Origin of the sequence: Blastopirellula marina (assembly GCF_002967765.1) — a bacterium.
GTDB lineage: Bacteria > Planctomycetota > Planctomycetia > Pirellulales > Pirellulaceae > Bremerella > Bremerella marina_A.
Genome location: NZ_PUHY01000004.1, coordinates 107,788 through 128,602, shown reverse-complemented (window position 1 = coordinate 128,602; position 20,815 = coordinate 107,788). Strand labels below are relative to the sequence as shown.

Below are 20,815 nucleotides of genomic sequence, written 5' to 3'. Positions count from 1 at the left end.
TCCTATTACGAATCCCTCCCAAACTTACCTGCCTGTTATTCCTACCTCGCGATTGCTTCGCACCCATCGAAAACACCATCCCTCCAACATGGTGAACCCAATGACACGATCAACCAACTCCGCTAGTCGCCGTGCCTTTTTGGTTGCTTCCGCTTCCGGATTTGCCGGACTCCACTTCGGAATGCCTCAGCTGACATCGGCTGCCGAGCCACCGTACACCCAAGCCGCGGCCATGAAAGAGCAGGGGGGCGGTAAAGCGAAATCGGTGATCCTCTTCTTCCTATGCGGCGGCGCTTCGCACGTTGATACCTGGGACATGAAGCCGCAAGCTCCTGCCGAGTATCGCGGGCCGTTTCGGCCTGCATCAACTGCCGCGCCGGGACTTCAGCTGTGCGAACACTTACCTCAGCTGGCCAAGCAAGCCCAGCACTTAGCCGTGATTCGCTCGGTTTGCGGAACAGTAAACACCAACGACCATCATGCCGGTTACTATTACAACTTAACAGGGCATGTGCCAGATACCACGTTCAAGACCGAGGGCAACGATCGCCGTCCTTACGCGGACGACTGGCCGTTCATGGGATCGGTGGTTGCCTCGCGACGAGGCGACCGTGGCGGTCTGCCCAACGCGATGACTTTACCACACAAGCCAAGCAAAGCTCCCTACACGAGGCCTGGCCAATTCGCGGCGCGACTCGGTGTTGAGTTCGATCCGCTGTACGTTCAAGGAAGTCTCGAAGAACCATTGAAGTTCCAGGTTCCTTCCCTGGTACTCGCCGGAGACGTTTCAGCCGATCAGCTCCGTTCGCGGCAACAATTGCTTGAGAAGCTCGATGTCGCGCGCGGCCAGTTTGAGAACTCGCCCATCGAGCGAACTTGGAAACAGCATCAAGAACGAACCTTGAACCTGCTGCTCTCGTCACAAACCTCGCAAGTATTCGACGTCGCAAGCGAACCAGAATCCATTCGTACGCGCTACGGCACTGGCATCAACGCAATGAGCTTGCTGCTTGCTCGCCGCATGGTCGAAGCGGAAGTCCCGTTCATAACCGTCTTCTGGAAAGAGAACGAAGCTCTCAAGAGCAAATGCAAGAGTGCTGGCGGCTGGGACACGCATGGCAACAACTTCAACTGCTTGCAAAATTACTTGCTGCCTGAGTTTGACCAGGCGTTCTCTGCCTTAATCGAAGACCTGTCGCAGCGGAACTTGTTAGATCAAACGCTGTTGGTCGTGAACAGCGAGATGGGACGCACGCCGAAGATTGGTGATCCCCGTTCTGGTGGCGTGGGTGGTGCTGGCCGCGATCACTGGACGCATTGCCAAAGCGTGCTCATGGCCGGAGGCGGGATCCAAGGTGGTCACGCTTTCGGTTCGAGTGATCGCCTCGGGGAACACCCGGCCGAACATCCCCTAACGCCAGCGGATATTGCGAAGACCGTTTACTACGCAGCAGGTGTCGATAACTTGCAAGCTCACGACGGACAAGGACGCCCCTACAACTTGCTTGAAGAAGGACACGCGATCAAAGAATTGTTCTGATCGCGTCAGCCTACCGAAGTAAAACGGTTACGGTTTTGCGATCCAATTACGAACGAGCGTGGCATCGCCTGACTTCCAGATCCGCAGTTCGCCGTCGAACGAACCGCTAACCAAAAGCCGAGCTCCCACATCACTGACCTCGCCCGGTTGCTCGGCAATCGTTAGCACCCAATCGCCGTGCCCTTTGTAGTCTTGCGTAATCTTGTTATCGGCCAGATTAATCCGCACCAATCGCTGACCTGCACACGGAACGTACAACTCGCCGCCAACGCGAGTCACGTCTTCCCCTTCGCTACCCAGCGGTACCTCGGCCACCTTCTTCGCGTCGGCAACCTGCCAGCGATGCAGTTTGTTGTCGGCCCCCACGGAGACAACTTGTGCGTTGTCCGCTAAGACGCTGACTCCTTTAACGGCTGCTCCGTGACCCAGATAACTGGCCACCAGTTCGCCGGTATCGGCCTTGTATACCTTGGCGGATTCATCGCGACTTCCCGACACCAAGATCGACCCATCGTCGCTCCATGCGACCGTGTTCACCCAGTCCGCATGACTGGCGATTGTACGAACTTCCTCTAAGGTCGCAGTATTGATAATCCGAAGTGAACTATCCGCCGCCGCAACGGCGATTTCCGGGGTGCCAGGGCGAAACGCAACATCCAGGACAACATCACTAGTGCGTGCGATCACCCCTTTGACGTCGCCCGACGCGAAATCGACCAAGCGAACTTCGCCACTCTTGCCAGGCTCGCCGCAACCGACGGCGAGACTTTTACCGTCTGCGGAAAAGCGGAGCGCGAACACACGTTGACCAAGGTTACCAATCCGCCGAGCTAATGTTCCGTCTTCAACATTCCAGATCGTGACTTCGTGATACCCTCCAGCGACTAGCTGTTTCCCATCGGGCGAGAACGTGACAGCCATGATCGGCACGGCATGGGCATACTTCTCTGGTGGTGCGGCGTACGTTGGTGGCGGGATCGCTAAGGCAAGGGCCAATTCAGGGTTGTCACCATCGTACTTAGCTCCCTCCGCAATCCACTTCTCAACCACAGCAATTTGCTCTTGGGAAACTGGATCACCCTCGGGCGGCATTCGTTCGAATTCGTCTTCGCAAGCAATCCGCCGAAGTAGTTCGCTAGGGTCATCGGGATTCTCAGCCACCGGTACTTCGCCGGAATCGCCTGCTTTACGTAGCTCGGCGTAACTGTCGACACGATAGCCCCCCTCCGCCTTCTTGGCTCCATGGCAGGCCAGGCAGTTTTCCAGCAAGATCGGGGCGACATCTTTACGAAAGCTGACTGTTGCCTCGTCGGCCAATGCCGGGGAAGCAATCAGACATCCGAAAACGACAACAGCGGACAAATAGTAGTTCATTGTGCAGTTACAAACTCTTAAATTCGCGATTCAAGTCGAGACATTCAGTAGCTGCGAAAGGCAATCGCTCGGTCCGATTACTAATGCTGAAACAGAAACTCGTCCGTGTTAAACAAGGCCCAACAAACGTCCTCGACCCCGGAAGCAGGGTCGGGGCTGTTAGCACAGTGGGCCAGCGCCGCTTTCAATTCAATCTCGGCCGGAGGTCGACACACCGCGGCCAGGTAGATCTCGCGGATCACTTCTTCGGTGCTCTTGCCTTCCTTTAGGCTCTTGCGGAAGCGATTATTTTCGCTTCGCAGCTTCTCGTGAATCAGTGGCCCGTTGAATAGTTCAATCGCCATTCCCAGGTTCGAATCGTCCGCCCGCTCGCAAGCACACACCGTGCTACGCTCTGGTTGGCCGAACACCTTCAGGAAATCAACCTTCACCAAATCTGGGGCAGGAAGCTGCGTCGCCTTGGTCCCATCAGGCAGCGCGCCGAACTTCTGCTTGAGATCCAAGGTATGATTGATCGCATCGAGGAGTTGCTCGGCACTCAACATGCGAGGCTCTTGGTGCGAGAAATAAAGCGTATCGTCCTGATTCAATTTGCCGGTCACGTGGCTGGCCTGATAGGTCCGGCTTGAAAGAATCGAACGCAGCAGCTGCTTGCGATCGTAGCCACTTTCTACAAACTCTTTCGCCAACGCGTCCAAAAGTGGCCCGTTAGTCGGTGGATTCGAGTCACGGAAGTCGTCGATCGGGTCGACAATACCACGGGCGAACAGCTGGCTCCAAATTCGGTTCGCTTCAATCCGCGCGAAGTATGGATTGTCTGGTTTCACCAACCACTCGGCGAAAGCAATCCGCTGATCGATTTCCTCGGGACGTTCGATGCTGCCGACTTGCGGCAACCAAGGTGTCATCACCTGACCGGTCCGTGGCTGAGTCACTTCGCCAGCGGCAGAAGTGTAAACGAACATCTCGCCAGGACGACCCGTCTTCTTCTTTTGCACGCGATTGAAAAACGCCCCCAACCCGTAATAGTTGTCCTGAGTCCAGCGTTCAAAGGGATGATTATGGCACTTCGCACATTGCAGCCGAGCACCAAGGAATACCTGGCTGATCGTTTCCACGCAGTCGTTCATATCCGCCGAAGTTCGATAGAAGTTCGCCGGAGGATTGGCCAGTGTGCTTCCAGAACCAGTAAGCAACTGCATCGCGAATTCATCGTACGGCATGTTGTTATCGAGGGCATCTTCGACCCAACGATGATATTTGTAAACGCCTTCGTCACCGACCTGCTTACTGGTCATCTTCAGCAGATCGCCCCATTTCAAAGCCCAGAACTTGGCATACTCTTCCCGTTCGAGCAGAGAATCGATCAAGCGATTACGTTTGTCCACCGAAGTGTCTGCCAGAAACGCATTGGACTCTTCCACGGTCGGCAGCACGCCTAAGAGATCTAAGTAAACGCGACGAATAAACTCGGCGTCGCTGCATGTCTTGGCCGGCACGAATTGCAGTTGTTCTAGCTTCGCGTTAACCAACTGATCGATGTAGTTGTTTACCGGCGGCGCTGCCCACTGGAAACCTTCCTGATCTTCAACAAACATCAGCGAAACCGACTCGATATGCTCGAGCACGCGAACTAACACCACGGTTTCGCCTCGCTCGCGGGGTGTTACCAGACCGTAAGCATCGACGGTGGCGACCGACGTATTTGAGGTTTCGTAAGCCGCAAGATGCGTCACATCACGCGTTCGCCCATCGGAGAAGTGTGCGGTGACGGCAAACTGCTGCGATCCTTCCGCCAACTTGCGAATCTGCTTCTCTGCTGGAAAGACCTCAAGCTTCGTAATCCGAGGGGCATTAGCGGGATCAGCGGTCGCTCCGCGGGCAATCCAATCTTTCAAAATGGCAAACGCTTCATCTTCTTTGTGCAACAGCAACCCACCGCCATGGGAGACCTTCATCATTGGCTTGAGCAGCAGTAAGCTCTTCTCGGGTTCGATCGTGTTGATGCGGCGACCGAAGTCTTCGCGAATGAGCGTCAACTCGTCGAGCTTCATATCGAATGCCCGCAGTGAGAGCCGAAAGCCCCCTTTGCCACTTGGCGAACCGTGACAGGCCCCTGAATTACAACCTTGCTTGGAAAGCGCGACCAAGACTTCCGATTCAAATTCAATCGGTCGAGTCGTCGTCATCTGCGATACGTGAACCGGAATCGTCTTACGAACCGATCCGACCTCCACCATGATCTCTGCGTCTCCGTCGGCTACCGGGTAAACGACGCCGTCGCGGATTTCGGCAACTTCCGGCTTGCTTGAAGTAAACCGGGCCAGGCGAGACCAATCGCGGGACGGCCGACTACTGTTCACTCCGTTGACCACCAATTGCTGGCGTCCCAGTGGATCGCTCAGATCAATCTTTGCGGGATACACCGCCAAGTCTTGTGGGCTGTCGATCGGTAGCGGTAACTCGTGCGAACTGGCCGCGGTAAAGTCTTGGCCACCAAACTTACTGACCGCGTTGATCGTAAGCGTCGAAACCGTATCGAGTGGTACTTCGCTACCAATTTGCAATTCGAACTCGACCATCGTTTGATCGGCCGCCACGGCAAGCGTCTCTGGTGCGGTCACGCCACTTGGTAGATTGGCGAATGTTAACGTAATCGGCTGCGCATCGCCTCCTTCGCGCTTCACGTTGGCTTTCGCCAGCACGCGTCCGCCACGGATCAGCGGCTTCGGAAATTCTAGGCTAACCGTAACCGGATCAAACCAATGGAGCGGAATATCGAAGGTTTCCAAACGACCGGCCCCTTGATGCTCGCCGAAGACTAACAGCGAGACATGATCGGGCTCTCCCTTTGCCTGATCGGTGCGGCCAAGAGTAAGGTTGTAGGTGTCTTTGTCCGGCTTCGATGCCAACGTCCAACCTTCAGGCAGCTTGCTGGAGAGAACCTCGACGCCTGCTTTGAATTCGGCTTGAATTCGCTTGAGCGTTAATGCAGCCGCATGGGAGCGCACTGGTCGAGCCAGAGCGATCGGCGAGGCAGCCTCCAGCGCAAAGGGGGCGTCCGATTCTCCGATGGCAGCCAGGGCAAGCGCGCCATCAAGTCGCGGGCTTGGCGAAAGGACAAAAGGCTCTTTGGCCCGTCGAATCCCGTAGCTATCGACCACGCAGGAATTATTCGGATCGCCTGCTGCTGTAGCGACGATTTTCATGACCGCCAGTTGGCCAACATTCCATCCTTCGTCCGCGGTCAGATAGATGCGTGCCGCATTTGCCTTGGCAGGAATGCGTGGATTCAGAATGCGAATGCCGTCGGCATTGGCCAGCGACAAGTCGATCTCGCCGTCGAAACCAAAGCGAGCCACGGTCAAGTCGAGTGCACATGCACCTTGGTTAGGTGCCATGCCATAGTGTTCGCGTGTGTTGGCATCTCCCTTCAGCGAAACTGTGAAGGTCCCGGCCGGGGCAACTTCAACCCAATAGCCGTAGTCGACGCCGCCTCGCTGTAAAAGGTCGCGAACTTCCAGGCGGTATTCACCATCTTCCGGGAAGGTAACGTCCATGTTCCACTCGTCATTGTCGTTGACCGCCGTCTCGGCAATCTTGGCACCTGTCGCATTGAACAATTGCATCTGTAGCATCGTCGGGCTATTCAAACTTCGCGTGCGAGAAGTGAAGCGAACGGTCTGCCCTTTGGTGCCATTCAGCTTGAATTGATCAACTTCCTTCGTTTCTTTCAGGCAACCGCTAATACCAACCGGTAGCGTCAGCGGCTCCATTGAAGCGACTTCCGTCACTTGCGGATGCTTGCTGGTAAGCAGCGGTACCCAGGCCGAAGACTTTCCTTCCTTCAAGCGGGCATTGAGGTTCGTCTTCTCGGTTAACGTGTCTGCGAACTGGACTTCGCTAGGCTGAATCAAGTCAGCATCCGCTCCCAAAAACGCAACGTTCACTTTTTGATTCGCTTGAACCGCTAGGGGAAAGCTTTGACTGACGATCGGAAAGTCGCCGACACGAAGCTGATAGGACGCCCCTGCCGAGGCGTTACGATTGTCGTGAACTTCAATCCAGTAATCTCCTTCGACCGGAAACTGGAAGCTGAAGCGACTGTCAGGTCCAACATTCGTATCGTCTGCTTGAATCAACGTTTCGCCATCGGAATCTAACACACGGCAAACCGGGTCCATGACTGAGTGCAGGGCCTGCGTATGCACTTCGAAGGCAACACGCTGACCTGCTGCGACATGAATGCGGTAGAAATCGCTCGTCGAGGCGTCGCACACTCCTTCGACCGATGCAAGCGTCGGGATCTCTTGGGCCGTTTCACGCGAGTGATTTGCGCCGTTATCCGCCACCGCTTCCAAGTCGTCGATTAGTAGCGTCCGCGTTTGGATCGCGACACCATGCGTCACGACCCACAGTGGCAACGGTCCCAGCGGTTGCTCGGCCGGAACCGTGATCGCGACGGTAGCTTGCGTCGGTTCGATTTTTTCGATCTCGCACTTCACGCCAGAAGCATTGGTTGCGACCCGCAACGCTTCTGAAAGATCCTTTCCTTGCAGAACCACATGCGTTGTTTGCCCAGGCAAACACGTCCTCGGACGAATTGATTCGACTGTCTGCGCATTCAACGGAATCTGTGACATGGCAAGCAACATGCCGACGACAAGACTCGAGATCGTTTTCATTTGCATAGCAAAGTTATGGGCAGGAGTTCAGGAAAGGGTTGAGAGGAGGCAATCGCAGGCGTTTGGCCGATCTATCCGATCAGCAAGTCCTGCAACACTTTTCCGGAGCAAATATGGTGCGGGCGGTTCTCGCGATCAGGCAGCGTTCCGGTCGTTGGAACACCCATCGCATGCAAAATGGTAGTGGCGTAGTCTTGGGGCGAAACAGGGTCGGCAACGGGGTAGGCAGCATGCTTGTCGCTTTCGCCGTAAACCATTCCGGGCTTGATCCCACCCCCGGCCAAGAGACCGCTGTAACAGAACGGCCAATGCTCGCGGCCGGCATTGTTCTTCGTGATTTGCGGCTTCCTTCCGAACTCGCCGACCCAGGCCACGATCGTTTCGTCCAGCATGCCCCGTTCTTCCAGATCTTGCAGCAGTGCGGCCAAGGCCATGTCGGCCGGCGGGATCAGGTCGTTCTTCATGCGATTGAAGTTGTCACCATGCGTGTCCCAAAAGTTTTTTCCGTCGTTATGCCAATTGACGGACACCAACGGCACGCCATGTTCCACCAAGCGACGGGCCATCAGAACGCATTGACCATGTATATTGCGACCGTAACGCTCGCGCGTGGCATCTGACTCTTGCGTCAGATCGAACGCATTACGAACATGCGACGAACCAATCATCTCCAGCGCGCGGGTCTGATGACTGCCAAACGAAGAACCAGCGAGTGACTCATGAAGACTGGCCCGCTGAGCGTCCATCATCTTAAGCAGGGCAACGCGTGATTCCAGCCGATCGAGCCCCAGATCGGCCGGTAGGCCGAGACCTTGAGGACGCCATTTCGGATCGTTCAAGTCGCCTCCCAGCAGCATGCCGTCGTAGGCCGAACCTAACCAACCACCATGCTGTCCTGGGGCTTCCCCACCCGGAGCTGCCGGATGCAAGGCTTTCCACGGCATAGCCACGAACGAGGGAAGACCTTCCTGATTCGGTCGAAACTTGCTGATCAGCGAACCGAGATGCGGTGAATCCTTCGCACTTGGCGGATCGGCGTCGCTCTTCACGACCGGGGCCAAGTGACCAGTCAACGTGGCATGCCCACTCGATAGGTGCGCGGGATCGTCGTGGGTGAGCGATCGAATGATCGATAGTTTGTCGGTCCACTGCGCGACGCGACTGAAGTGTTCGCATATCTGCGTGCCAGGCACCTTGGTCGCAATCGGCTTGAAATCGCCTCTTACTTCCGCAGGCGCATCTGGCTTTAAGTCGAAGGTTTCAAGCTGGCTGGGACCACCCCACATGAACAGAAAGATACACGCCTTGGCTGGTTTACGTGGGGTAAGCACCTGACTGGCATCCGCCGCAGCAAGTTGCGACTGCAAGTCCCCCAAGCCCAATCCGAGTGCCCCCAGCGCGCCGACTTGGAGGATCTGACGGCGGTTGAATTTCGCCGCAGCTCGAAATTCTTGGCATCCAGTGGATCGATTTAATTCACGCCGAGACATCATTCACTTGGTGGGGTAGGGAATCGGGAGGCAGGAACACTGGCGGCAAGTTGCCGTTCGTCTTCACAGCATTCATCAACAGGGAGGAAGCTGAAAGGTAGGAAACTAAAATAACTCGGCGATTGGTTCGCCATGGTAAATCTGGTGAGGACGATCCGCGACATCGTACCAGGCCGCCGTCGCTGGAATGCCGAGCGCACTATATAGGGTCGCCGCGAAGTTTTCTGGCTTCACGGGGCGTTCTATTGGGTAAGCACCGATGGCGTCGGACTTGCCTACAACGTTGCCACCTTGGATACCGCCACCAGCGAAGAACACCGATTGCAAAGGCCCCCAATGATCGCGTCCAGGTAGCTTATAGTGCTTTTCCAGTAAAGTGATTCGTGGCGTACGACCGAATTCGCCTGCCATCACGATCATCGTTTCATCGAGCTCGCCACTCGCTTGCAAGTCGTCCAGCAATGCGGAAACAGCTTTATCGGTCGGAGGGAGCAAGTTGTTTTTCAAATGCGGGAAAGCGTTTCCATGGGTATCCCAGGTTTCGTCGTTTCCTAAATTGACTTGCACCAACGTCACGCCGGCACCAACGAGCTTGCGGGCCATCAACAGCGACCAGCCGAACGAATTGCGTCCGTAGCGATCGAGGTCTTTCTCATCCGCGTGGGTGACATCCAACGCATCGTGCACGGTCGATTCCGTCAATAGCGAAACGGCTCCCTGTCGAAGACGATCGAAGTTCTCGACTTGAGCGTGATGTCCCAGTGCCCGGCGCTGGCGATTCATCGACTTCAGCAAATCCAATCGCCCACGCACCGATCGCATTCCGAGACCTTCCGGCAACGAAAGCTGTGGGGCCTGAAACACGCGATTATCTTTCTTGCCACGCTCCTGATGGTCGAACGCATACTCTGGGAACGCACCGTATGATGTGTTGTGAAACGGCGAAGCTTCGATCATCCATGGATCGTGCTGAGGCCCCATCTCACCGGCATGCTGGCCAGGGATCACGCGTCCGCTGTTATGAACCAATCGTTCGGGCAGGACTACCGCGGTCGGCAAATTGTTCTTCTGACGCTGCCGCATCGCGTAGCCGGTAATCGCGGCGATCGAAGCTCGATCTCGGCGGCTGGGGCTATTTGGGCTGAAGCCGGTCGGCAACTCCGAGTGGCCGGTCAACATAATGTGATGCCCGGCGGAATGTTCGTTCGAGCCATGCGTCAAGGAACGGCACAGCGACCACATTTCGCTTCGCTGGGCCAACTGCGGCAGGTGTTCGCAAATCTGCAGCCCTGGTGTCTTCGTCGCGATCGGCTTGAACTCTCCACGCACATCTTCCGGTGCCTCGGGCTTCATATCGAAGCTCTCGTGCTGCGCCAGCCCACCTGACAAGAAGATGAAAATCAGCTTCTTTGCTTTGCCGTTGGGAACGGCATCCGCAGCCCCCTGCGCTTCGCGCAGACCAGCCAGGTGGTTCATTCCCAGTCCAAGAATCCCTACCGCGCCAGCTTGCAATGCTTCGCGGCGCGAGAGCCGGGAGTGATTCCAAACGGGTGCCGAGTTTTGATGGCTCGGACCACTCATGCACTTGCTCCGGTATAGAGATTCGAGATCACCTTGCCGTTCAGCAATGGATGGGGACGCTGCAACGGATCGGAAATGGTCGTTTCCTCATCAACGCCTAACGCATTAAAGACGGTGCTGCAGATATCAGCGGGAGACCATGAATTGGTGATCGGATAGGCGGCCTGAGCGTCGGTTTGCCCTAAGACCTGGCCGCCTTGAATGCCTGCTCCGGCGAACAAACCAGAATAGGCATGCGCCCAGTGGTCGCGTCCGGGGATCGTCTGGCCGGGAAGCGTGGAAACTCTCGGCGTGCGGCCAAACTCGCCCATCACGATCAGTAAGGTCTCGTCGAGCAAGCCAGAGCTTTGTAGATCATCGGTTAACGCTTCTAAGCCTTGATCAAGCTGCGGCAATAACGTGTTCTTGAGCTTGCCCCAGTTATCGACATGCGTATCCCACGTTTGCACGATTCCCATGGTGGCTTGAACCACCGGCACGCCTGCTTCGACCATCCGCTTTGATAGCAAGAGCGATTGGCCGAACTTGTTGCGTCCGTAGCGGTCACGCGTTTCGTCCGATTCGCGATTGATATCGAACGCCTGAGTCAGCTTGCCGGATGTCAACAAGTTGTAGGCGAGCGACTGTTGATCTCGCAGCGAATTGGTTTCGGTACCGGTAAGCGTCGTGTGGCCACGATTTAAGCTCTCGAGCAATTCGCGACGCGATTGTAGTCGCCCGGTCGACATTCCTTCCCGCATCGCCAAGGCTTGCATTTGGAAGTCTTTGTTATTGGGATCGCCGTTGATTTGCCAAGGATCGTGTTTGGCTCCCAGGAATCCAGCGTGCTGGCCAGGCCAAGTCAGTGGGCCCTCGATCAGATAATTCGGCAACGAGACACCACTCGGGATGCCATCGGTGCGTGGTTGAACGAAGTCGAGTGCCGCGGCAAAGTTTGGAAAGTCGTTTCGGCTTTCAACGCGATCCAGGTCTGATCCTCCTCGCGGAATCGGTGTGGGGCGGCCGGTCAGGGCAACGTGAGTCGCGAGAAGGTGATTGTGTTCGCGATGGGCCAAGGTTCGCACGATGGCCCAACGATCGGTTTGCTTGGCCAGCTTTGGCAAGTGTTCGCACACCTGAACGCCAGGAATGGTCGTGCCGATCGGCTTGAATTCGCCCCGCACTTCGGCCGGAGCTTCTGGCTTAGGATCGAGCATATCGAGCTGACTCGGGCCGCCACTCAGCAGCACAATCAGCACGGACTTTGCTTTGCCAAAACCTTCAGGACGTCGTTTGCCAGATTCATTTGCCGAGACCGAAAGCGTCGGCCAGGTTGCGCCGACAACGCCAGCACTGGCAACTCGCAAAAAATTCCGGCGATCCAATCCGAATAGCGGAGTGTGTGACATGGCAGGTCTTTTGCTTGGGCAAGCGGGAAGGAGGGAGCCGCGTCGAAAACGGGCTTAAGGTGGGCTAACTCAATATCAACCATCCCCCCGCCAATTGCAACAGGAATATTGAGGAAGCCGCAAGCCTGATATCACCTTCTATTTGCGGAGATAATGCAGGAAAACAACAGCCCATCGCATGTCTGCTAAAACGCAACTCCCCCAAGTTGCCCCAAGACTCAAAATACTCTGGCAAGCCGTAACCGTTGTCCAGATTGCTGCGAATCTTTGCAAATCGAGTAAGCGTCCCCGCCATCAGGTGGACCGCATCAGCTGCGTTTAAGTTGTATGCCCAAAGGTATGTTCACGAACGCATAACCGACGCTGATACCGCTTCGAAATGAAAAAAAGGCCGCCGAAACTCGTGGGAGTTCGACGGCCTTTGTTAATCGCTATACCGGAAACCGATTAGCCTGGTGCTCGCAGCGAATTCTCAAACGCCTGCGGAGGATTCGTGGTTTCGGGCGGCGTTTGCAACCGGATCAACGGTTGCCGCTGCTGGTTAAACGAAGTCGGCATGACTGGGCCCGTTGCCGGTGGCAGTAAGCTCATGTCGACCGAAGGAGTCGCTGGCGTTGGCGGAGCAACCGGTGCCGGAGCGGTTGCTGGATCCAGAGGAGCTGGCATTAATGCATCGTCGCCTGGCGGAACCGGCAGACTTTCATCCGCTGGAACTGGGACTGGGGTTTCTTCCCCAATCGGCAACATCATGGGCAGCATTTCTGGCGGTAGGCAGCGAATGTCGGCGTAGGTCGTTCCACCGCTGGTCAGCAAGTAACCACCACCCAATGCCTGGTAAGCATTGACGATCGCGGACAGTTGTTGCTGCTTGGTCTCGATCAACGCGGTTCGTGCTTCTAGCAGGTCACGCTGCGACAGCAACACGTCGACGTACTCCGCACGAGCATTTTGGAACAGGTTGGTCGCAACATTGACCGATTCTTCCAACGCTGTGACTTGACCCTGCTTGATCTGCACGCTCTGACGGTAGTTCTCGACCTTTGCCATGCGGTTGACCACTTCGGTGAACGCATTGATAACCGTTCGTTGATAGTCGTAAGCCGCTTGCAACTGACGAGCGTTCGCACTTTGGTACTGAGCTCGAATCGCCTTCTTGTTGATCAGCGGAGCCACCAGGTCGCCGGCAGCGTTGGCAATGAATGCCCCTGGATCGAACAAGTAGCGAGGGTTGAACGCCTCGAAACCAACGCCAGCAGTGATATCCAACCGTGGATAGAAGTCGGCACGAGCGACTAGCACATCGAGCCCCGACGCGGCCAGTTCGCGTTCCGCCGCACGGATGTCGCGACGATTCTGCAACAATTGAGCAGGCACACCGACATGCAAGATTTGGGAATCGAGCGTGATGAAATCCCAGTTGGCACGTTGAACCGGTTGAGGATAACGACCAGCGAGGAAGTTGATGCGGTTCTCGACTTCGATGATCCGCTGTTTGACGATCAAACGTTGGCTCTGGTTCTTGCGAACTTCAGCCAGGAATCGTTGAACGCCCAATTCCGTTCCGCGAGCCGCTTCCTTCTGAGCCTTGGCAACTTCCAAGCTCTGCTCTTGAATTCCGATGGTTTGATCCAGGAATACCAGTCGCTTATCGAGGGCAGCAAGTTCGTAATAGTTCTCGGCAATCTCAGCAACCAAACGGGTCACGAAGTAATCCCGAGCTTCGACTGCTTCGATGTAACGATTGGTCGCCGAATCGCGAGCGTTTCGCAATTGACGCCAGATGTCGACCTGCCAGAAGAGATTGGCCGTGAGCCCAACGTTGCCCAAAGGATCTGGGAAGCGTCCACCACCTGGATAGGTCAGCTGATCTTCCGCAGCACCCAGCGGGGTGTAACGGCTGGTACGATCGAAACCGCCGCGAGCTCCGACACTGACGAACGGAAGGTAAGCACCGCGTCGCGCCAAGATTTCGTTCCGGGCAACCTGGACTTCCTGGTTCCGGATCTTCAGTTCCTGATTCGAGGCGAGCCCCTCGTAGATCAATTGCGTTAAGACCGGATCGTTGAAGAAATTATCGATCCCGACTTGTGCTGAATTTTCCGCATCGGACTTCCCATTGAAGTCACCCGGCATGGCTGGTCCAGGTTGCGGGCAGCAAAGTTGAGGAATTGCACAGCCGGACAGAACCATCAGCATGGCGCTGGCGATTGCGCTCGCAATCAGATGCTGCTTCGGCTTTACCCTTGAGCAGCATGAGGAGGCATTGCTCTGTCTATTCATTGTTCACCCTACACAGTCATCAAATCTGCACAAGCTTTTTTACGAATACGAATTTGTGGGGTTTAGCAATTGAATTGGTGAAGCCATAGCTTCGTCTCGACACGGCTATCCTGCTGAAATAATCGATTGCCCATGCGTTTACAGATCAATCGCCAAAACCTGTGAAACCATGGGCGCAGTAACAGCCGTCATTGTTCTTATCGGAAGCAATTTGGACAAAGAACAGAGAATCGATACGTTCATCACCTTATCGTCCATATTTTTCCCAGATTAACATTTGACTAATCTGAGAGTTGTGCCACATCATGCGCCTAAGACAGGCCTGTGAGCGCGCACTCGGTGCGTCAATACTTGGCCAATAACACGTGGTAAGGCCGGCGAGAGGGCAGACGGCAGTCGTTGCGAGCCGGGAAGAAAACGCTCCAAGCGTTGACGTCTTAACAAGATAACGCACTCACCACTTCTCACTCATTCAGAAGCAGTTTGCCGTTAGCAAGCAACGATCACGACATCCTTGTCGCGCGGCCCTTTGACCCACTCAGCCGCCGCCTGAGGCCGCGGCTGAGTGCGATATCAAAGTTCCGTGAATCAATATCAACGAAAGGGAAAAGTCTGGTTATTACGATTGCCCAGACTTTTCGGTGTTTAGCGAACTATCCTATTCCGGATGTGGCTCCGGATGCGGATGGGTTGCTTCACGCTCGAACATCTCGCTTAGCGGGTCGTCATGTTCGTCGCGAATGAGTTTCTTACCGTCCGATATCTTGGCGAAGAGGTAATACAAACCAGGAATCACCAGGACCCCGATGAGCGTACCCATGAGCATACCACCCACCGCCGTCGTACCGATCGTTCGGTTACCAATCGCACCCGGACCAGTCGCTCGAACGAGCGGAATCAGACCTGCGATAAACGCGAACGAAGTCATCACAATCGGGCGGAAACGCAAGTTACCACCTTCGATGGCCGCGTCCTTGATGCTCAATCCTTCGTGTCGCCGTTGAACAGCGAACTCGATAATCAGAATCGCGTTCTTACCCAACAGCCCCACGAGCATCACGAGACCGATCTGACAGTACACGTCGTTTGACAAGCCCATTGCTTTGAGCATCAGGAACGAGCCAAACAAACCAACCGGCAGCGAGATAAGCACCGCCAAAGGAAGCAGGAAGCTTTCGTACTGACCGACCAACACCAAGTAAACGAACAACACCACAATTGCGAAAATGTAGATTGCCGTGTTCCCCTTGTTGGCTTCGTCGTACGAAAGACCTTGCCAACCGATATCGTAACCGTGGGGAAGCGTCTGTGCGGCGACTTCCTTAATTGCGTCAATCGCTTGACCACTACTGTAACCTTCCGCAGGAGCACCCTGGATGATGGCTGTGGTGTAAAGGTTGTAACGATTGATTTCGTTCATACCTTGGCGTTTCTCGAGCCTCATGAACGACGAGTAGGGAACCATTTCCCCTTCATCGTTCTTCACGAACATGTTCTTAAGATCCTCCGGATAGCGGCGGAACTCAGGTGCCGATTGGACGTACACCTTGTAGAACTGATTAAAGCGAATGAAGCCCTGTTCCCAGGTACTACCCACGACGATCGATAGGTTTTCCATCGCATCTTCGATGGAAACACCCTTCTGCATGGCCACATCGTTGTCGATGATGATCTCGTACTGGGGATAGTTATTCGCGAAGAACGTGAAGATACCCTTCAATTCCTTGCGTTTACCCAGGTCATCCAGGAACTTCTCGGTGATTTCACCGAACGCCTCATAATCACCACTGTTCGTCTTATCGAGCAAACAAAGCGAGAAACCACCAGCCGCACCGAAACCAGGCACCGCCGGAGGCTCGAAGAACTCGAGCTTGACGTTCGCGATGTCGCGCCCTTTTTCTTCCAATTCGGCGATGAGTTGCTTCGAGGTAAGTTCCCGTTCAGCCCATGGTTTCAAGTTGATCAAACAGGTACCAGCATTCGAACCACGACCTTCGGTCAGAATTTCGTAACCGGCCAATGAAGTCACCGAAGTGATTTCGTCGAACTCCTCACAGATCTTCTGCAGTTCGTGCGATTTCGCATTGGTGTACTCAAGCGTCGAACCAGGCGGCGTTTGAATAATCCCATAGATAACACCCTGATCTTCCAACGGGATAAACCCAGAAGGAAGAACCTGGTTCACCATCAGAATTCCGTAGCCAAACGCGCCAATCACAGCCATCGTCAAGATACGCCTCGTCACGACCAGGCCCACCAGTCCGGTGTACCCTGCAGTCACTCCTTCCACAGCACGATCAAAGACGTGCAGGAACGATCCGATCGGCCCACGTTTCTTTTTCTCGCCTGGTTCGCTGCCGGAAAGAGCAGCACGGTACGAGAAAGTGAACAAGACCGCCATCACACTGCCGATCACAATCATGCGTGTTGGGGTGAGCGTGAACTGCTCGGAGATCACTTCATGAACGATCTCGATATGAAGCAGTTCATACACGCCGTACCCGGTTGCAGCACCGAGCACAATGGCCAGCATGCCCCGCAGGACGAATGCGTATCTACCGCCGATTGCCTTGAGGCAACGGTTGGTGAAACCAATCAATCCGGTTGGCTTCTCATTCTTGGAATGCGGTTTCAGAATCATCGCACACAGCACCGGCGTCAGTGTCAAAGCCACCACACCGGAAAGCACGATCGACATGGCCATCGTTAACGCAAACTGTCGATAGAAAACACCCACAGCACCCGGCATGAACGTCACAGGAATGAACACCGACGTCATCACCAAGGTAATCGCGATAATAGCACCGGCGATTTCCCCGATCACCTCTTTGGTGGCCGCATAGGGTGAGAGATGTTTCTCATGCATCTTCGCATGCACCGCCTCCACCACCACGATCGCGTCGTCGACCACCACACCAATGGCAAGCACCAGCGCGAAGAGCGTAATCAGGTTGATCGACATCCCGAACATGCTCATGAAGAAGAAGGTACCGATCAACGAAACCGGCACCGCCAACGTCGGAATGAGCGTGCTGCGGAAGTCTCCCAGGAAGAGGAACACCACCAACGAAACGAGAACGAACGCCTCGAACAACGTGTGCAACACTTTTTCAATCGACGCGTCGAGGAAGTTTGAAACGTCGTAGCTAACGGCGTAGTCCATCCCCGGCGGGAATGACTCGGTCTTAAATTCCTTGAGCTTTTCCTTCACCTGATCAATCACGTCGGAAGCATTCGATCCTGGGATCTGTTTCAACACGATCGAAGCAGACGGATAGCCATCGATATCGGAATATAAGTCATAGAACGAGGAGCCCAGTGAGACCTTGGCCACGTCCTTGATCCGCAAGATTTCGCCGTTCGGGTTGGCTCGCAAAATCAGTTCGCCATATTGCTCCGGTTTGTTGTATCGGCCAACCCACGTCAACACGTATTCAATCGTCTGGGAAGTCGTACCTGTTGCCTGACCAAGACGGCCAGGCGAACCGATCATACTTTGCTCTTTGATCGTCTCCATGATGTCGGCCGCAGAAACGCGGTAGGCACGCATCCGATCCAAGTCGAGCTCGACACGCATCGCATAGGCTCGGTTACCCAAAATCTTCGCTCGACCGACACCACGAATACGCTGGATCTCTGGCAGCAAGTTCGCACTGACGTAGTTGTAAAGGAAGTTCTGGTCGTGATTGGGATCCTTACTGTAGACGTTCACGTACATCAACATACTCGTCATGTTCTGCATGACGATGATACCCTCACGCTCCACGATAGGTGGCAGACGGTTTTTCACCATCTGGATGCGGTTGTTCACGTTCAAGACCGCCACATTCGGGTCGGTGCCCGGCTCGAAGGTGATCATGATCGAGGCTTCACCGGCACTCGTCGCCGCCGAAGTCATGTACCGCATGTTCGGAACGCCGTTGATCGCACGTTCCAAAATAACCAGCGTCGAATTGACAAGAATATTCGCACTCGCACCTGGGTACGAAACCGCAACCACAACACTTGGTGGTGCGACGGAAGGAAACTGCGAAATCGGTAACGAGACGATCGACAGCCCACCCATAAACAGGATGAGCAACGAGATCACAATGGCCAAGGCAGGCCTGTGTAAGAATTTTGCAAACATCGATCAGGTCCCCCTATTCCGCGTGATACTTTAAGTTGGAAAGAACTTCTTCCGGATCACGGTACTCGTATTCGATCTTGTCGCCATCGCGAACCTGTCGAATACCTTCGAGGATGATCTTTTCGCCTTCTTTCAAACCATCTTTCAGAACAAAGATGTCGGGCTGTTCACTCTGAATCGTGATGTCCCGCTGATGAACGACGTTGTCTTTATCCACGACGTAGGCATATCGCTGAGCGAGGATTTCGTACGTAGCACGCTGCGGAATAACGAGCACGTCTTTCAACGTGCGGTGAATCAAGATCGTCCCGGTCTGACCGTTTCGCAGCAGGCTGTTCGGGTTCGGGAAGTCCGCTCGGAAAGCGATGTTACCGGTTGTGTTATTGAAGTCCGCTTCGATCGCACCGATCTCGCCCGGCTGTGGGAAGATCTTGCCGTTGGCCAGCTTCAGTTCAATCTGCAAATGGTGTTCGCCGGTACCTTCCGCCTTGTCCTTATCGAGTTCCTCTTTGTACTCGAGGTAACGGGCTTCCGGAACATTGAAGTAAACCCACATCACGCTGTTGTCCGAGAAGGTCGTCAGAACGTCTCCTTCTTCGATCAAGCTACCTTGCTGGTTGCGTTGACGATCGACGATTCCGTCGAACGGAGCTTTCACGTCGGTGAAGTTCAATTCGGCTTGAGCCAAGGCAACTTTCGCGTTTGCCTTGTTCAACTCAGCTCGTTTGATGGCGAGTTCCTGTGGGGAAACGATTCCCTTTTTGTTCAGGTTCTCGGCGTTTTGAAGTTCGATTTCAATCCGTTTGGCTTCTGCGATTTCAGCATCGAGCTTGGCCATGTACAGGGGCGGGAAGATCTTGAACATCAGTTCGCCCTTCTGCACCGACTGGCCTTCTTTCACGCGGATCTCTTCTAGATACCCACCCTCAAGAGCGCGAACCTCGATGTGCTGGCACGAGTGAATCTGACACACATACTGCTGAGTGCTAATCACGTCCTTCTTGACCGGACTGGTGACAATCACCTTGTGTTTTGGGTGGCCTTCAGCGTGGCCTTCTTCACCGTGACCTTCTTCACTATGAGATTCTTCGCCGTGAGCATCAGCGTGGGGTGAGGCATGAGCTTCCTCGTGCGACTCGGCTGTCTTTTCGCAACCGGCCAACGTGAGGCAAGCCAACGCCAACATGATGGTCATAATGGCTGGGGTTTTCATTGTGTTATTGCAAACCTCTTAATTGAGAAAATGTCCCGCATCCAGTTAGGAGCGGGCATTGAAAACAAAAGATGAAACATCTGGGATGCATCGTCTGGCGAGAACGCAAGTGGAGGGACATCGCAAACATAGGTCGAGCAGTTCCGTCCGACATCGAATGCGGCAAACCACCTGCGTTGAGACAGGGATGGCTAGGGGAGGCATGAGAGGAGAGCGCTAACCGCGCAGTAGCATCGTTTTCACGATGTAATTGCCACTTCGTGGATAGGGACTCGGCGTACTAGGCGACCGGGGGCCCGCGTAATAGGAGAGACTTCTGCGTCTGAAAGACACTATCGGCAACTGGCTGGCAATACACGCGTTCGGAGACCACCTGCATCACAGGTGTCACCAGATCGGGCAATGTCGCCAGGTAGACGATTTCAGCTTCGACTTCGTCATTCTCGAATTCAGAAGTCTCAGCACAAAGCGAGTCGTCTGAATGAGGGTGGGAAGGCTTGCCAGTCGGTAAGTGATGGGTTTGCGTCAAGCCACCCATCAACCAGGCGGTGTAAAGAAGTACGAGAACTGTTCGCCACGTACAAAAACCGCCAGAAATCCCTCGCTGACCAAGACGCCCAAAGAGCGTAGTTTCCCTCAAATCCGCGTCCGCGGACCGCTTGGGAAAGCCAGAATGTGAGGGGTAACCGAACACGATCGTCTCAAGAAAAAGGTTCTTCTGTCGATCCGTCGAACAGGTAATCTGTGTGAATATTAAATTGCGTTCATCCTTTAGACAAGTCGAAAACGTGCTTTGCCCGAGCCAAATCGCCTTGCTGTAGGCTTCCTAGGCGTGTTCAACAGGTCTATTTGATAGAACGCAACTCTTCTTTCATCATCGGTGAATGGCCTCTTGCCCTCCATCAATTTAGATCGCTGGCATCATTCCCGTCGATGCCCGTCAAGAGGGCTTGCCCCGAATTCAATCGAGATGACATCCCTTCTATACGAAACAAATCGCAAAAAAAGTGTCTTACACATAAAATTATTTTCATTCGCTCTTTCGTGCAACCAGCCACTTTGGCGACAACTTGCCCACCTGTTACAGCGGTATCCCGCAGTTATCTAGGCAGACCGCTCTATTCGCTAAATCCTG

Annotated in this window: 10 protein-coding genes; 1 reads left to right on the top strand and 9 read right to left on the bottom strand. The window is 54.7% G+C overall.

All coding sequences use genetic code 11. The annotated features are described in order from the left end of the window. Nucleotides 1-100: 100 nt before the first annotated feature. Entirely contained in the window at nt 101-1,540 is a 1,440-nt protein-coding gene (locus C5Y83_RS01985) for a DUF1501 domain-containing protein (protein ID WP_199194965.1), read from the top strand. Between the two features lie 27 nt (nt 1,541-1,567). On the opposite strand, the gene C5Y83_RS01980 is transcribed toward C5Y83_RS01985, so the two are convergent. The 9 genes from C5Y83_RS01980 to C5Y83_RS01940 form a co-directional block, all read right to left on the bottom strand. Then, nucleotides 1,568-2,914 (bottom strand): c-type cytochrome domain-containing protein, encoded by a 1,347-nt coding sequence (locus C5Y83_RS01980; RefSeq protein ID WP_105327974.1) that lies wholly within the window; start codon nt 2,912-2,914, stop codon nt 1,568-1,570. An 80-nt stretch (nt 2,915-2,994) separates the two neighbouring features. Beyond that, nucleotides 2,995-7,599: a DUF1549 domain-containing protein gene (locus tag C5Y83_RS01975; protein WP_158262190.1), complete on the bottom strand. Its 4,605-nt coding sequence runs from the start codon at nt 7,597-7,599 to the stop codon at nt 2,995-2,997. A 71-nt stretch (nt 7,600-7,670) separates the two neighbouring features. Further along, complete coding sequence (locus C5Y83_RS01970) at nt 7,671-9,092, bottom strand: DUF1501 domain-containing protein (protein WP_105327972.1); 1,422 nt, start codon at nt 9,090-9,092, stop codon at nt 7,671-7,673. 102 nt (nt 9,093-9,194) lie between these two features. Continuing rightward, nucleotides 9,195-10,670, bottom strand: a complete 1,476-nt coding sequence (locus C5Y83_RS01965) for a DUF1501 domain-containing protein (RefSeq protein WP_105327971.1) — start codon at nt 10,668-10,670, stop codon at nt 9,195-9,197. Continuing rightward, nucleotides 10,667-12,058: a DUF1501 domain-containing protein gene (locus C5Y83_RS01960; RefSeq protein WP_105327970.1), complete on the bottom strand. Its 1,392-nt coding sequence runs from the start codon at nt 12,056-12,058 to the stop codon at nt 10,667-10,669. The genes C5Y83_RS01965 and C5Y83_RS01960 overlap by 4 nt, the downstream gene beginning before the upstream one ends. A gap of 447 nt (nt 12,059-12,505) precedes the next feature. Continuing rightward, nucleotides 12,506-14,254 carry a TolC family protein gene (locus C5Y83_RS01955; RefSeq protein ID WP_233207039.1) on the bottom strand — a complete coding sequence of 583 codons (1,749 nt, stop codon included), beginning with the start codon at nt 14,252-14,254 and terminating at the stop codon, nt 12,506-12,508. Between the two features lie 742 nt (nt 14,255-14,996). Then, nucleotides 14,997-18,467, bottom strand: a complete 3,471-nt coding sequence (locus tag C5Y83_RS01950; RefSeq protein ID WP_105327968.1) for an efflux RND transporter permease subunit — start codon at nt 18,465-18,467, stop codon at nt 14,997-14,999. Between the two features lie 13 nt (nt 18,468-18,480). Next, nucleotides 18,481-19,680 carry an efflux RND transporter periplasmic adaptor subunit gene (locus tag C5Y83_RS01945; protein WP_105327967.1) on the bottom strand — a complete coding sequence of 400 codons (1,200 nt, stop codon included), beginning with the start codon at nt 19,678-19,680 and terminating at the stop codon, nt 18,481-18,483. A 280-nt stretch (nt 19,681-19,960) separates the two neighbouring features. After that, entirely contained in the window at nt 19,961-20,320 is a 360-nt protein-coding gene (locus C5Y83_RS01940; protein WP_146117594.1) for a hypothetical protein, read from the bottom strand. Nucleotides 20,321-20,815 lie beyond the last annotated feature (495 nt).